Below are 12,739 nucleotides of genomic sequence, written 5' to 3' on the forward strand. Positions count from 1 at the left end.
GACCGATAACATGACTAATGCACCTAATCTGGTACCGCTGTACGCGGAAATCTTTCTGCTGATCGCCACGTCGGCGCTCTTGCTGATCGATATGTTCTTGCCTGCGGCGAAGCGTTCGATCACTTACGTGCTGGCCTTGCTGACCCTGGCCGGCTGCGCCTTGCTGACCGTGGGCGACTTCAACGCGGGCACCACCGTCTACACGTTCCACAACATGTTCGTGTCGGACCCGATGTCGCAGCTGCTGAAACTGTTCTCGTACGGCGCCGTGGCGCTGACCCTGATCTACTCGCGTGCCTATGCCACCGACCGCAACATGCTGTCGGGTAACCTGGGCGGCGAGTTCTACGTGCTGGCCCTGTTTGCACTGCTGGGCCAGATGATCATGATCTCGGCCAACAACTTCCTGATCATCTACCTGGGTCTGGAACTGATGTCGCTGTCGCTGTACGCACTGATCGCTTTGCGCCGTGACAATGCCAAGGCCACGGAAGCGGCCATGAAATACTTCATCCTGGGCGCACTGGCTTCCGGTTTCATGTTGTACGGTATCTCGATGCTGTACGGCGCGTCCGGCACGCTGGACCTGGGCGAACTGCGCGTGGCGCTGGAAAACGGCAAGACCAACGGCACCATCATGGTCTTCGGCCTGGTGTTCCTCGTTGCCGGCCTGGCCTTCAAACTGGGCGTCGTGCCATTCCACATGTGGGTGCCTGACGTGTATCAAGGTTCGCCGACGGCAGTGACCTTGCTGCTGGGCGCGGCGCCGAAACTGGCTGCCTTCGCCATCACCCTGCGCCTGCTGGCCGAAGGCTTGCTGCCGATGGCGCATGACTGGCAGCAAATGCTGCTGGTGCTGGCCGTGATGTCGCTGGCCATCGGTAACTTCACCGCCATCGCGCAAACCAATTTGAAGCGTATGTTGGCGTACTCGACCATCGCACAAATGGGCTTCGTTCTGCTGGGCTTGCTGTCCGGTACCGTTGACGCACCGAACAACACCCTGAACGCGGCTGGCGCAGCCACCGCCTACGGCGCTTCGATGTACTACGTCATCACCTACGTGTTCACCACGCTGGGTACCTTTGGCGTGATCATGTTGCTGGCACGTAATGGTTTCGAAGCAGAAGAATTGGCCGACTTCAAGGGCCTGGGCAAACGCAGCCCGATCTTCGCGCTGGTGATGACCCTGTTCATGTTCTCGCTGGCCGGCGTGCCGCCGCTGATGGGCTTCATGGCCAAGTACTCGGTGCTGGCCTCCGTGCTGGCCACGGGCCAGCTGTGGCTGACCATCGCTGCCGTGCTGTTCTCGCTGATCGGTGCCTTCTACTACCTGCGCGTCGTGAAAATGATGTGGTTTGACGAGCCGACGGACAGCAATGCGCTGGTCGTGCATGGCGACATGCGCGTCGTGCTGGCTTTGAACGGCGTGTTCGTCCTGGCGCTGGGTGTGATGCCTAACAGCATTCTGGCTGCCTGCGCGACCGCCATCACCAAGACCCTGGCGTCCTGACCGATGGATGTCACCGCTTCGAGCTGGCTGGTGATCGCCCTGGGTATCCTGGGCGCCAACCTGCCTTTCCTGAACGAGAAACTGTTTGCCGCCGTACCCTTGAAAAAGGCGGCGCAAGCAGAGCAGGGCTGGCGCAAGCCGCTGGCGCTGCGCCTGCTGGAGATGGTGATTCTGTACTTCATCGTCGGCGCCGTGGCATTCGCGCTCGAAGCGCGCATCGGCAACGGTTTCCCGCAAACGTGGGAGTTCTACGCCATCACAGGCTGTCTGTTCCTGGTGCTGGCTTTCCCGGGGTTTGTGAGCCGTTATTTACGCAAACGCCGCTAGGCAACATCTCCGAAAGCGGCGCCTCTGGCGCCGTTTTTTATTGAATAAAGGAATCCCATGGATACCCAAGCCACTGATACGCAATTGATTGAAACCAAGGTCGATGGCGAGCTCGTCTACCAAGGCGGCTTCCTGCGCGTGCAGCGCGACCGTGTTGCCTTGCCTGATGGCAAGATCACGGCGCGCGAATTCGTGCTGCATCCGGGCGCCGTCGTCATCCTGCCGCTGCTCGACGATGGCACGGTGCTGATGGAGCGCCAGTACCGCTATCCGCTGGACCGGGTCTTCATTGAATTCCCGGCCGGCAAGATCGATGCGGGAGAATCGCACCTGGCGTGCGCCCAGCGCGAGTTGCTGGAAGAAACGGGCTACACGGCCAGCGACTGGCAATTCGTCTCCACCATCCATAACGCCATCGCGTATTCCGACGAACACCTGGAATTGTTCCTGGCGCGCGGCCTGGTGGCCGGCGAACGCCAGCTCGACGAAGGCGAATTCCTGGAAACGTTTACGGCCACCGTGCCGCAGCTGCTGGACTGGGTCAAGGATGGCACGATCACGGACGTGAAAACCGTCATCGGCATCTTCTGGCTCGACAAGATTACCAGCGGCGCCTGGCAAGCAGCTTGATCCTGCGCATGCGCACGGTTCTTTTTCTGCTGCTGACCTGCATCACCTTGGAGGCGCAGGCGCAGGCGCGCACGCCGTTCCAGGTGCGCTGCGAGGACACGATCAGCAAGACGGTGTCCGTGCTGACGGCGCAGCAGAACGGCTACAGCATCGACACGCATCTGCCGTACAAGGCGTTGACGGTGATGAAGGGTACGGCGCGCGCGAATACCTGGGTGCTGGGATTGACGAAGACGGATTCGCGCGTGGCCATCGCCCTGGCCGGTCCCATGCTGCAGGACCCGGCCAGCGGCTATGAATGCGTGGCGCCGCAGATCACCGTGACCCTGACGTATGCGCCCGTGGTGATCTATATCGGCCGCGAGTTTGCCCCCGGCACTTGCGCGTATGATGAGATACTTGCGCACGAGCTGCGGCACATGAAAACCTATATGGAACACTTGCCGCGCGTTGAAAAGACCGTGCGCGCGGCGCTGGCCAAGCGCTTCGAGGCGCGGCCGCTGTATGCGCCCAGCGGCACGGCCAAGGCGGCGCTGGCGCGCGAGATCGACACGGGCTGGTTGCCATACGTCAAGGCCGAAATGCGCAAGGTGGAAGCCTTGCAGGCGGCCATTGATTCTCCGCAAGAATATGCGCGCCTGGGCAAGGCCTGCAAGGGCGAGATCCAGAATATCCTGACGGGCAAGACAGCGCCCGGCAACTAGACAAGGAATGGCATGACAGCAGCACCGAATAGCGTCCGTTACTTTGCGTTGATCCCCGCCGCCGGCGTGGGCGCGCGCATGGAAGCGGGCAGTCCCAAGCAGTATTTACCCATCGCCGGCAAGCCCATGCTGCGCCACGCGCTCGACGCCTTTCTCGCCAGCCCCCTGATCGCGCACACGTATGTCGTCGTCAGCGCGGAGGATGGCATGATTGATACTGTCGTGCCGGAACACGGCGCAGGGGTTGGCGTATCGGTGTTGCGCTGCGGCGGCGCCACGCGCATGGAAACCATCCTGAATGGCCTGCAGGCGCTGCACGGCAGCATAGCTGCCCACGACCAGGTGCTGGTGCACGACGCGGCGCGCCCTGGTCTGACGCCGGCACTGATCGCAAAACTCATTGCCGAAGTCGGCGCGCATCCGGCCGGCGGCTTGCTGGCCTTGCCCGTGGTCGATACCGTCAAGCGGGCCGGGCCGGGCGGCCTGTCGACGCAGACGGTGCCGCGCGACGGCCTGTGGCTGGCGCAGACGCCGCAAATGTTCAGCTATGCGTTGCTGCACCAAGCCTTGTCCGAAGCGCCCGATCCGCAAGCGATTACCGACGACGCCAGCGCCGTCGAAGCGCTGGGCCTGGCGCCGAAACTGATCGAGGGCCACCCGCGCAACCTGAAGGTGACCTTGCCGCGCGACATACACACGGCCGAGCTATATTTGGCCCACTCTTGGCCCATCCTTGAATCCTGAACAGAAAGACCGCATGACGACCATCACCACTCCCGTACTGCCTTTCCGCATCGGCCAGGGCTATGACTGCCACGCGCTGGTGGAAAACCGCGACCTGATCATCGGTGGCGTGAAGATCCCCCATCACCTGGGCTTGCTCGGCCATTCCGACGCGGACGTGCTGCTGCACGCCATTACCGACGCCATCTTCGGCGCCGCTGCCCTGGGCGACATCGGCCGCCATTTCCCCGACACGGACGCGCAATTCAAGGGCGCCGATTCGCGCACCCTGCTGCGCGAAGCCGTGCGCCGCGTGCAGGCGACCGGTTATATCATCGGCAATATCGACGCCACCATCATCGCCCAGCGCCCGAAAATGGCGCCGCACATCGCCGCCATGTGCGCCAATGTGGCGGAAGACCTGGGCGTGAGTGTGGGGCAGGTCAACATCAAGGCCAAGACGAATGAAAAACTGGGCTACCTGGGCCGGGAAGAAGGCATCGCGGCCGAAGCCGTGGCCTTGCTGCTGCGCGCCTGATACGCCACCGACCATCGACCACTGACAGGAGAGAGCATGTTCCAGCGACGCCGTATCAGCATTGTGCTTGCATGGGCACTGACCGCCGCGCCATCGGCCTGGGCCGAACTGCAAGCCACGGGCGAGCCGCCCGCCGCGAAACAGGGCTGGAAGGCCGAGACCGTCGCGCAGGGCGTGCGCCAGCCGTGGGGCATCGCCTGGCTGGGCGAGGGGCGCGCGCTCGTCACCAGCAAGCAGGGCACTTTGCACCTGCTGAACGGCAAGAAATTCGAGGACGTGGCGCTGGAAGGCATGCCCAAGGTATTTACGGGCGGGCAGGGCGGTTTGCTCGATATCGTGATTCACCCGCAGGATGCCAGCAAGCCGAATCCACGCGTCTACATGACGGTGTCGACGGGCACGAATGACGCCAACCGCACGATGCTCGTGCGCGGCGTGTTCGACGGCAAGAAGGTGACGGGCATCCAGACACTGTTCAAGGTCGCCACGGACAAGAGCGGCGGCCAGCACTTCGGTTCACGCCTGCTGTGGCTGCCGGACGGCACCTTGCTGATGAGCGTGGCCGATGGCGGCAATCCGCCGTTGCGCATCGGTGACCGCCTGGCGCGCGAGCAGGCACAGAATCTGGCCACGCACCAGGGTTCCATCCTGCGCCTGACGGACGAGGGCAAACCGGCGCCCGGCAATCCGCTGGCGGCCAAGGGCGCCTTGGCGGAAATCTGGTCGTATGGGCATCGCAACGTGCAGGGGCTGGCGCTCGATCCCGTCTCCGGCCGCGTGTGGGCCACGGAACACGGTCCGTACGGCGGCGACGAGCTGAACCTGGTGGTGGCGGGCGGCAACTACGGCTGGCCTTTGCAAAGCTATGGCGCCGACTACAAGACGCACGAACCGGTCGGCAAGCATGAAGTGGCCGGCATGCTCAATCCGAGCGTGGCCTGGGTGCCATCGCCGGCGCCGTCGGGGCTGGCCGTCTACACGGGCGACAAGATTGCCGCCTGGCGCGGCAGCATCTTCAGCGGCGGCCTCGCGGCCCAGGATATCCGCCGCATCGCCGTCGATGCAAATGGCAAGGTGACGGGGCAGGACCGCCTGTCCATCGGCGCGCGCGTGCGCGACGTGCGCCAGGGGCCGGATGGCTATCTGTACGCGCTGACGGATGAAGACAAGGGACGCTTGCTGCGCATCGTGCCGCAGTAACACGGCAGGCGCCCACTTCGCTTAAGATGGCGCCTTTACTTCATTCAAGGTGGCGGCATGGCCCGTGATACTTATGCATACCGGCACGTCGCCGTCGAATCGCGCGCGGTTCATGGCCGCGTGGAAATCCGCCCCGTGCCGGGCCAGGCTTTTTCACCGGAACTGGCCGTGCAGTGTTCGCGCCGCCTCGTCAACCTGCAGCGCTATCCGCTTGGCAGCCGTTTTCTGCTCTTTGCCAAGCTGACGGACCGCCTGGGCGGCACGCCTTTCCTGTACGCATATCACGGCGACGCGGACGTGGTGATGACGCCGGCCGAAGTGACGAAATTTCTCGGCGAATTTCGCCGCGGCCGCATTTGATACCTACGATGCGATGCAGGCCGCGCCGGCCTTGACGCTGGCCTGCGGCTTGCCGAAGATGGCGATCGTCAGAGCGCAGCCGAGGGCGAACAGGCCGCCTACCACCATCGCGCTGGACACGCCTAGCCGGTCGACGGCCATGCCACCCAGCAAGGCGCCGGACGCCAGCGACACTTGCACGATGGCGACAAACAGCGCGCTGCTGCCTTCCATCAAGTGCGGCGCCGCCTTGAACATCCACGTCTGCACGGCGATCGGCATGGCGCCGAAACCGAAACCCCACACGGCCACCAGCAGCATGGCGGTGAGCGAATGGCTGCCGAACGCAGCCAGGGCCAAGGTGGACAAGCCCAGCACGGCGCCCGTCACCATCAGCGCGGCCCGTTCGTAGCGGCCGGCGGCCCAGCCGCCCACGAGGTTGCCGATGAAGCCGGAAGCGCCGTACACGAGCAGCATGGCGCTGACGGTGCCGGCCGCCAGGTGCGAGATTTGCGTGAGGAAGGGCGCAATATACGTGTAGGCGGCGAACTGGCCCGTGAAGATCATGGCCGTGGCGATCAGGCCCAGGCGTGCCTTGCGGATGCCGAAAATCATCGGCAACTGGCGCAAGCGGATGGCCTGTGTCGGTGGCAGTTTGGGCAGCAGCAATAACTGGCCGAGGAAGACCAGCACGGCAATGGCGCTGGCCGCGCCGAAAGCCACTCTCCATCCCACCAGTTCGCCCACCAGTGCGCCAGCCGGCACGCCTGCCACCGTGCCCAGCGAGACGCCGGCGAAGATGATGGACATGGCGCGCGACGCATGCTGCGGCGCTACCAGGCGCGGGCCGATGGCGCTGCCGATGGCCCAGAAGCCACCCACGCCCACGCCCAGCATGGCGCGGCCCAGCAGTATCCACGCATACGAGGGGGCCAGCGCCACCAGCAGGTTCGAAGCGACCAGCAGGGCCGTGAGGGCCAGCAGCACGATGCGGCGGTCCAGGCGGCCCGAGCCGACGGTGACGAAGATGGCGGCAAAGGCGGCAACGATGCCGGGCGTGGTGATCATCAAGCCAGCCTGGCCCTTGCTGATGGCCAGTTCGGCGGCCATGGCCGGCAGCAGGCCGACGGGCAGGAATTCGGAGGTGACGAGGGCGAAAGCGCCGATGCCGACGGACAAGACGGCCAGCCACGGCGCCACGGTGGTATCGTCGTCAGTAGGGTTGGAAGGTGTGTGCATAGGGGTTCCTGAAAAGCCCGGAGGTTTTTAACCGGTCGGTATATAATCAGGGCAGGCGGACATTGTTGTCAATAATTTTTTACCGAACGGTATGAAACAAGATAAAAAAGAGGAAGCCGTCAAGGCGAAAACGGGGCGGCCACGCACGTTCGACGCGGACGAGGCGCTCGATTGCGCCATGAAAGTGTTCTGGGAAAAGGGTTATGAAGGTAGTTCCCTGCCGGAATTGACGAAGGCCATGGGCATGAACCGGCCCAGCCTGTATGCCGTGTTCGGCAACAAGGAGCAATTGTTCCACAAGGCGCTCGAGCGCTACAGTGACACGCGCATGCGGTTTTTCGACGCGGCGCTGGAACAGCCGACGGCGCGCCAGGTGGTGGAAGCCTTGCTGACGCAGTATGTCGACGCGCAAACCATGCCGGACGGTCCGCACGGCTGCATGGGCGTCAATGCGGCGCTGGCCTGCAGCGACGATGCCTTGCCGATCCGCGATGAATTGTTCGCGCGCCGGCTGCGCGGTGAGATCAAGTTGCGCGACCGCTTGCGGCGCGCGAAGGAAGAGGGGGATTTGCCGCCCGATTCCTGCCCCGAGCAGCAGGCGCGCTTTGTCGTGACCCTGTCGCAGGGCATGGCCATCCAGGCGGCCGCCGGCGTCTCGCGCGAGCAATTGCAGCAGATGGTGGGCTTGCTGCTGCGCAACTGGCCGCTGTAACTACCCTGTCGGGGCGATGGTCTTGGCCAGGTCGCTGGGCGCCTTGCGCCGCCAGGCGGCCGTCAGGGCGGCGGCCAGCATGTCCAGTTCGGCATCCGCCAGGCGCACCGTGATGCCGGCCAGGCGTTCGCCCCACCACAGCTTCTCGCAGCCTGACGGCGTGATGACGGTGGCGATATGCGCCGCTTCCGCATCGAGCAGAACGTTGATGTGCTCGTCATCGGGCAGGGTGGCAAAGATCTTCCCGCCCACGCGGAAGGCCGGACGGTCGTGGTGTTCTTCCTCGGTGGCGTCGGGAAACGACAGTGCCAGATAGCGTAGTTCTTCCAGGTCGACCATTCCTCTTTCCCCCAGTTCGGACAGATAGCAGCGTGACTACATTTTGCCATGCTGTTTCGCCCCGTGGTGCAGCGGCATGCGAAAAGAAATGCGCACGATGCGACACTGTCGCGCGCGCTTGTGGCGCTTGCGCGACAGGTCCGGCTACCGCTCCAGGGGCAAAATGCCCGTCCAAGCAGGCCTGTTCAGCCTGTTTGCGTGTGATTGTCATAAAAGTATCTTACATGACTAAAAGAAAAATACTTTTCTTCTAGGGAATTTAAGATAGAATAGATTCAACGTTTCACCTGACCCGTCAACTGTCTGGTTTTGTCCCGGGAACCCGAACCCTTTCCAGGACGCTTGCAGTGCCGCCATGGCACGCCGCAAGTCCGCGCTGTTTTGCGGAAGCCACGTCCCCGACCGCTCATCCTTGCAATTCTTGCGCTACGCCGACACGCCTCAATGCAGCGTGTATTCAGCTCAAGCGCCTTCACGCCTGTTGCGCCCGTTGAATACTTACTGACTGGATACTTATCATGAAAAACTTGCCTAAATTCGCCCTGTCCCTGATCGTCGCTGGTGTGTTTTCCCACGCGAACGCCAGCACCATCACCGTGTCCACCGGCTATTCGAACGCCGGCGCGCAAGCTTCCGCCGCCGCTTACCAGTCCGTGGTGAATGCCGCCGTGGCCACGCCGGGCGCCGGCTATGGCACGACAACGATCGCCAGCTACAACAACTTCACGAATAGCAGCCTGTTTGGCGCCGGCAGCAACGTTGCCTTCAAGTCGGTGATCAATTTTGGCGTCAGCGCAGCCGATGCGGGTGCCTGGAGCTTCCGCAGCGGCGTCGATTTCGGCAAGGGCGGCGCCCTGTTCCTCGACGGCGTTGCGCTGGATTTCAAGAGCAGCGACTTGTGGTGGGCTGGCAATTACAATAGCAGCAGCCAGTTCCTCGGCGGTTCGGGTACCTTGTCGGCCGGCAACCACACCTTGAGCATCTTTGGCCTGGAAAACTGCTGCGATGGCGGCCAGCAAGTCCAGTTCAAGGCGGGCAACAACAATTTCGCCAGCTTTTCCAGCACCGATGGCCTGGTGTCGGCCGTGCCGGAACCAAGCACTTATGCCATGCTGCTGATCGGCCTGGGCTTGCTGGGCTTCACGGCGCGCCGCAAGCAAGATGACAAGTTCTAAGCGCAAGTCTTAAGTAGCACTCTTCTGCGCGCCTCGCGGCGCACGTAAAAAAGCCCGCCTGTCTGCTAGGACACGGCGGGCTTTTTGCATGGCGGCTTAATCGCCGCTGTCTTCGTCTTCGTCGGCGCCCTTGGCCGCCTGGCCGCGCTCGGCGTCGACGGCGCGCTGCAGGCTGGCCGCATCGCGGAAGAAGGCGTCCGTCGTGTGATTCGGGCTCAGGCGTAAGGCTGGCGGATAGATCACGGACATGTAGGGCTCGTCGGCCAGGCGGCCGCTGGCCTGCAGGTTGCTCAGCAGGATCAGGGTCGAGCCAAGGATGGCCAGCACGATGGCGACGAGGCCGAAGCGGCGCGGATGCTGCGGCTTGATCGTGCACAAATGGTAGTAGATCATGACGCATACAATGACGATGAACATATGCCGTCCGTAGCGCGTCAGCACTTCCAGCGACAGCGCATACGCCGCCACGTTGCTGCCCAATTCCCACACTTCCATGGCCAGCAAGCCGCAGCCGATGATGAACAGGTGGCGACCGAAGCGCGCCACATGGCCAAACAGGCGGTTTGCCACGGCCCAGATCGACGCCCACACGAGGCCACCGGCCAGCGCGTAGGCGATGATCATCAGGTAGGAAATGGGTTCGAAGGCGTCCGCATCACTGAGCCAGTTGCTGAAGGCGGCCGAGGCGCCGATCATGGTCAGGCCGGCAACGGCGGGGCGCAAGCCTTCCCAGTCGTGCCTGGTCGTGTCGCCCAGTTCGGGCGCCACCGGTTGGTCGCTGGCGCGCACGCGCAGGCGCGTGTGGCCCAGGCGCACGATGCTGTTGCCGCTCATGGCCACTTGCAGTTGCCGCTGTCCCCGGTGGATCACGCCATTCTGGCTGCCCAGGTCGCGCAGCAGCAGGCCGCCCGCGCCGTCGTCCTCGACAATGGCGTGCGCGGCGGCCGTATGCGCGTCGTCGAGGATGAAGTCGTTGTCGTAGCCACGTCCGATGCGGATCGGCAGGGACTCGATCCGCTGGCGTTGCCGCACCTCGCCATTCTCGGCGAGGATTTCGATGAAGTATGGTGCTTTCATGGCTTGCGGCTGCTGGTGGTGGAGGGCGCGCGCGACAGCGCTTCGAGGAAGGTGCGCGTGACGCGCATGCCGTTGGCGTACGACACGCCGCGCGCGTCGATGCGGCTTTGCAGGCTCATGAGTGGCTCATCGGTGCTGGCGGCCAGCAGGGCAAAGTCGTACAGTCCCGTAAACTTACGGTAGGCGCGCACGCACAGGATGGCGCGCAGGGGCAGGGTGGTGTTCTTGACGAACTGTTCGGTGCATTGCGGGCCGGTCAGATTCACGCTCTTGTAGCTGCCGAAACTTTCATTCTTGAACGAAGCGCTGGCCAGCTCGGAAAAGCGCAGCGGGCCCAGTTCGCTGCTGCGCAAAAATTCGTGGCGCATCGACACTTGCCCCGTCTGCAGGGCGCCGGAGATGAAGATGGCCGATTCCATGGCGCAACTGGTGTTGTCGAGCATGTAGGGTTTGTCGGACTTGACGTTGGAGCGGCCCCAGCAGCGCATCTGGTCGGACTCGCGCACGGGCACGCGATACGGGCCCATGGCTTTCAGGCTCAAGGGCGTATCGAGCAGGCGCGCCAGCATGACTTCCTGGTGCGCCAGCAGTTGCGCCGTCACCAGCGGCTTGAAGTCCTTCGGCGGCTTGCCTTGCTGCGCCACCTTGGCCAGCAATTGCTGCGCATAGCGGGCGGGCACGAGAAAACTGACGAGTTCGCCGTCGAGGCGTTTCGACACGTTCACACCGGCGACGTCGCCATTCGCGGTGACGCTGGGGCCGCCGCTCATGCCGGAATTGATCGGTCCCGTAAACATCAGCTGGTCGTAGAAGCTGCGCGTGACGACGCCGTTGTACGAGCCTTCCGAAATAGCGAAGCCCAGGTCCAGCGGATTGCCCATCGAATACAGGTACTGGCCCTGGGTCAGCGGCGCCAGCGGCTCCGGCATCTTGAAGAAACCCGTGCCGTGGCGGTTCACGCGCAATACCGCCAGGTCGTGCAGCACGTCGACGGCCAGCAATTCCACATTGCCGCGCTGGCCGCTCGTGTCGACCCACTCGCCCACATAGGTATCGGGGTCGAGGGCGAATTGCGACACGACGTGATAGTTGCTGACCACCAAGTCGCCCGTGCCGATCAAAAAGCCCGAGCCGACGGACGATTGCGTGCGGCCGTTCTTCAGCAGCACGCGCACTTGCAGGATGTCGGCGCGCGCGGCCGTGTACAGCTTTTGCGCGGCCGATGAGGGCGGCGGCAGGGCCGCATGTTCGGTGGCGGCGGGCGCGGCGGTGGCCGGCGGCGGCTTGATGGGGGGAGTCGATGCGGTGGGGAGCGCGGCTGGCGCAGGCGCCTGCGCCGCGTGTGCGCCTGCGCCAGCGCACAGGCTGGCCAGCAAGCAGGCGTAGTTAGATAATTTCATGCATCCTTTGTGCGTGAGCAGGAGCGAGGCCGGCGCCCGGGTGACGCGCCGCTGCGCGCCGGCCCGGGGGACTACAGGGCGCCGTCTTCCAGCGCCGGTGCCGTTTCCGGCGTCATCATGTGGCCGAGCTTGCTTTGCTTGGTATTCAGGTAATGCTGATTGAAGGCGTTGCGGTTGACCAGCAGCGGCACCCGTTCGGCCACCGTGATGCCCAGCGCTTCCATGGCGGCGATCTTGCGCGGGTTGTTCGTCATCAAACGCAGGCTATTAATGCCGAACTGTGCAAACATGGGCTTGCACAAGGTGTAGTTGCGCGCGTCGGCCTTGAAACCCAGCTGCTCATTTGCCTGTACCGTGTCGGCGCCCGCTTCCTGCAGGCGGTAGGCGCGGATCTTGTTGATCAGGCCGATGCCGCGTCCTTCCTGGCGCAGGTACAGCAAGATGCCGCGACCTTCCTCGGCGATGCGTTTCAAGGCGCCTTCAAGCTGCGCGCCGCAGTCGCAGCGCTGCGAAAACAGCACGTCGCCCGTCAGGCACTCGGAATGCACGCGCGCCAGCACCGGTTCGCCGTTGCCGATATCGCCCAGCACCATGGCCAGGTGTTCCTTGCCCGTGGCGTGTTCGACAAAGGCGTGCAGGGTGAACTGGGCCCACGGCGTCGGCAGTGCGCAGGAAGTCGTGTAATCCAATTCGCCTGTCGCCAGGAGGTCTGCGCCGCTTTGCATGGTTGTGCTCATATAAGTAATTATCAAAAATAAAAGGCGCGTGACACCACTCCGGTGCCGGCGCGCCTTGCCATCATACCAAAAAGCAGGGAAACGTT

Annotated in this window: 15 protein-coding genes; 10 read left to right on the forward strand and 5 right to left on the reverse strand. The window is 63.6% G+C overall.

Annotated elements, in window-relative coordinates:
- The first annotated feature begins 10 nt into the window (after nucleotides 1-10).
- From nuoN to CSQ93_RS12350, 8 genes are read left to right on the forward strand one after another with little or no spacing between them, the layout of a single operon-like run.
- On the forward strand, nucleotides 11-1,513 hold the full coding sequence (gene nuoN, locus CSQ93_RS12315) for an NADH-quinone oxidoreductase subunit NuoN (RefSeq protein WP_099378297.1): 1,503 nt from the start codon (nucleotides 11-13) through the stop codon (nucleotides 1,511-1,513).
- A gap of 3 nt (nucleotides 1,514-1,516) precedes the next feature.
- Complete coding sequence (locus CSQ93_RS12320) at nucleotides 1,517-1,840, forward strand: DUF2818 family protein (RefSeq protein ID WP_099378298.1); 324 nt, start codon at nucleotides 1,517-1,519, stop codon at nucleotides 1,838-1,840.
- A 57-nt stretch (nucleotides 1,841-1,897) separates the two neighbouring features.
- Complete coding sequence (locus CSQ93_RS12325) at nucleotides 1,898-2,470, forward strand: NUDIX domain-containing protein (protein WP_099378299.1); 573 nt, start codon at nucleotides 1,898-1,900, stop codon at nucleotides 2,468-2,470.
- An 8-nt stretch (nucleotides 2,471-2,478) separates the two neighbouring features.
- Nucleotides 2,479-3,174 carry a hypothetical protein gene (locus CSQ93_RS12330; protein WP_233516156.1) on the forward strand — a complete coding sequence of 232 codons (696 nt, stop codon included), beginning with the start codon at nucleotides 2,479-2,481 and terminating at the stop codon, nucleotides 3,172-3,174.
- Between the two features lie 12 nt (nucleotides 3,175-3,186).
- Nucleotides 3,187-3,918, forward strand: a complete 732-nt coding sequence (gene ispD / locus CSQ93_RS12335; protein ID WP_099378301.1) for a 2-C-methyl-D-erythritol 4-phosphate cytidylyltransferase — start codon at nucleotides 3,187-3,189, stop codon at nucleotides 3,916-3,918.
- A gap of 13 nt (nucleotides 3,919-3,931) precedes the next feature.
- Nucleotides 3,932-4,435, forward strand: a complete 504-nt coding sequence (gene ispF, locus CSQ93_RS12340; RefSeq protein WP_099378302.1) for a 2-C-methyl-D-erythritol 2,4-cyclodiphosphate synthase — start codon at nucleotides 3,932-3,934, stop codon at nucleotides 4,433-4,435.
- Between the two features lie 36 nt (nucleotides 4,436-4,471).
- The gene (locus tag CSQ93_RS12345) at nucleotides 4,472-5,635 is read left to right on the forward strand and encodes a PQQ-dependent sugar dehydrogenase (protein WP_099378303.1); all 1,164 of its coding nucleotides are present in this window, start codon (nucleotides 4,472-4,474) and stop codon (nucleotides 5,633-5,635) included.
- Nucleotides 5,636-5,692: 57 nt separating this feature from the next.
- Entirely contained in the window at nucleotides 5,693-5,995 is a 303-nt protein-coding gene (locus tag CSQ93_RS12350) for a hypothetical protein (protein ID WP_199534382.1), read from the forward strand.
- 3 nt (nucleotides 5,996-5,998) lie between these two features.
- On the opposite strand, the gene CSQ93_RS12355 is transcribed toward CSQ93_RS12350, so the two are convergent.
- The gene (locus CSQ93_RS12355) at nucleotides 5,999-7,213 is read right to left on the reverse strand and encodes an MFS transporter (RefSeq protein ID WP_099378305.1); all 1,215 of its coding nucleotides are present in this window, start codon (nucleotides 7,211-7,213) and stop codon (nucleotides 5,999-6,001) included.
- Nucleotides 7,214-7,304: 91 nt separating this feature from the next.
- On the opposite strand from CSQ93_RS12355, the gene CSQ93_RS12360 reads away from it, so the two are divergent.
- The gene (locus CSQ93_RS12360) at nucleotides 7,305-7,925 is read left to right on the forward strand and encodes a TetR/AcrR family transcriptional regulator (RefSeq protein WP_099378306.1); all 621 of its coding nucleotides are present in this window, start codon (nucleotides 7,305-7,307) and stop codon (nucleotides 7,923-7,925) included.
- Here the strand turns inward: CSQ93_RS12360 and CSQ93_RS12365 are convergent, their stop codons facing one another.
- Nucleotides 7,926-8,264, reverse strand: a complete 339-nt coding sequence (locus CSQ93_RS12365) for an MmcQ/YjbR family DNA-binding protein (protein WP_099378307.1) — start codon at nucleotides 8,262-8,264, stop codon at nucleotides 7,926-7,928. It lies immediately after the preceding gene.
- A gap of 518 nt (nucleotides 8,265-8,782) precedes the next feature.
- Between CSQ93_RS12365 and CSQ93_RS12370 the strand changes: the two genes are divergently transcribed.
- Nucleotides 8,783-9,439, forward strand: coding sequence for a CCXG family PEP-CTERM protein (locus tag CSQ93_RS12370; protein WP_099378308.1), 657 nt, complete (start codon nucleotides 8,783-8,785; stop codon nucleotides 9,437-9,439).
- A 96-nt stretch (nucleotides 9,440-9,535) separates the two neighbouring features.
- Here the strand turns inward: CSQ93_RS12370 and CSQ93_RS12375 are convergent, their stop codons facing one another.
- The 3 genes from CSQ93_RS12375 to ribA form a co-directional block, all read right to left on the reverse strand.
- Entirely contained in the window at nucleotides 9,536-10,516 is a 981-nt protein-coding gene (locus CSQ93_RS12375) for an FHA domain-containing protein (protein WP_099378309.1), read from the reverse strand.
- Nucleotides 10,513-11,916, reverse strand: a complete 1,404-nt coding sequence (locus CSQ93_RS12380) for a S1 family peptidase (RefSeq protein ID WP_099378310.1) — start codon at nucleotides 11,914-11,916, stop codon at nucleotides 10,513-10,515. Before CSQ93_RS12380 ends, CSQ93_RS12375 begins: the two co-directional genes overlap by 4 nt.
- Nucleotides 11,917-11,987: 71 nt before the next feature.
- Nucleotides 11,988-12,641, reverse strand: a complete 654-nt coding sequence (ribA, locus tag CSQ93_RS12385) for a GTP cyclohydrolase II (protein ID WP_099378311.1) — start codon at nucleotides 12,639-12,641, stop codon at nucleotides 11,988-11,990.
- Nucleotides 12,642-12,739 lie beyond the last annotated feature (98 nt).

Origin of the sequence: Janthinobacterium sp. BJB426, from assembly GCF_002735705.1 — a bacterium.
Lineage (GTDB): Bacteria > Pseudomonadota > Gammaproteobacteria > Burkholderiales > Burkholderiaceae_D > Janthinobacterium.

Excerpts from the sequence above, each read along its gene's own strand:
- nuoN (WP_099378297.1), top strand. The coding sequence starts at position 11 with ATGACTAATGCACCTAATCTGGTACCGCTGTACGCGGAAATCTTTCTG.
- CSQ93_RS12320 (WP_099378298.1), top strand. The coding sequence starts at position 1,517 with ATGGATGTCACCGCTTCGAGCTGGCTGGTGATCGCCCTGGGTATCCTG.
- CSQ93_RS12325 (WP_099378299.1), top strand. The coding sequence starts at position 1,898 with ATGGATACCCAAGCCACTGATACGCAATTGATTGAAACCAAGGTCGAT.
- CSQ93_RS12330 (WP_233516156.1), top strand. The coding sequence starts at position 2,479 with ATGCGCACGGTTCTTTTTCTGCTGCTGACCTGCATCACCTTGGAGGCG.
- ispD (WP_099378301.1), top strand. The coding sequence starts at position 3,187 with ATGACAGCAGCACCGAATAGCGTCCGTTACTTTGCGTTGATCCCCGCC.
- ispF (WP_099378302.1), top strand. The coding sequence starts at position 3,932 with ATGACGACCATCACCACTCCCGTACTGCCTTTCCGCATCGGCCAGGGC.
- CSQ93_RS12345 (WP_099378303.1), top strand. The coding sequence starts at position 4,472 with ATGTTCCAGCGACGCCGTATCAGCATTGTGCTTGCATGGGCACTGACC.
- CSQ93_RS12350 (WP_199534382.1), top strand. The coding sequence starts at position 5,693 with ATGGCCCGTGATACTTATGCATACCGGCACGTCGCCGTCGAATCGCGC.
- CSQ93_RS12355 (WP_099378305.1), bottom strand. The coding sequence starts at position 7,213 with ATGCACACACCTTCCAACCCTACTGACGACGATACCACCGTGGCGCCG.
- CSQ93_RS12360 (WP_099378306.1), top strand. The coding sequence starts at position 7,305 with ATGAAACAAGATAAAAAAGAGGAAGCCGTCAAGGCGAAAACGGGGCGG.
- CSQ93_RS12365 (WP_099378307.1), bottom strand. The coding sequence starts at position 8,264 with ATGGTCGACCTGGAAGAACTACGCTATCTGGCACTGTCGTTTCCCGAC.
- CSQ93_RS12370 (WP_099378308.1), top strand. The coding sequence starts at position 8,783 with ATGAAAAACTTGCCTAAATTCGCCCTGTCCCTGATCGTCGCTGGTGTG.
- CSQ93_RS12375 (WP_099378309.1), bottom strand. The coding sequence starts at position 10,516 with ATGAAAGCACCATACTTCATCGAAATCCTCGCCGAGAATGGCGAGGTG.
- CSQ93_RS12380 (WP_099378310.1), bottom strand. The coding sequence starts at position 11,916 with ATGAAATTATCTAACTACGCCTGCTTGCTGGCCAGCCTGTGCGCTGGC.
- ribA (WP_099378311.1), bottom strand. The coding sequence starts at position 12,641 with ATGCAAAGCGGCGCAGACCTCCTGGCGACAGGCGAATTGGATTACACG.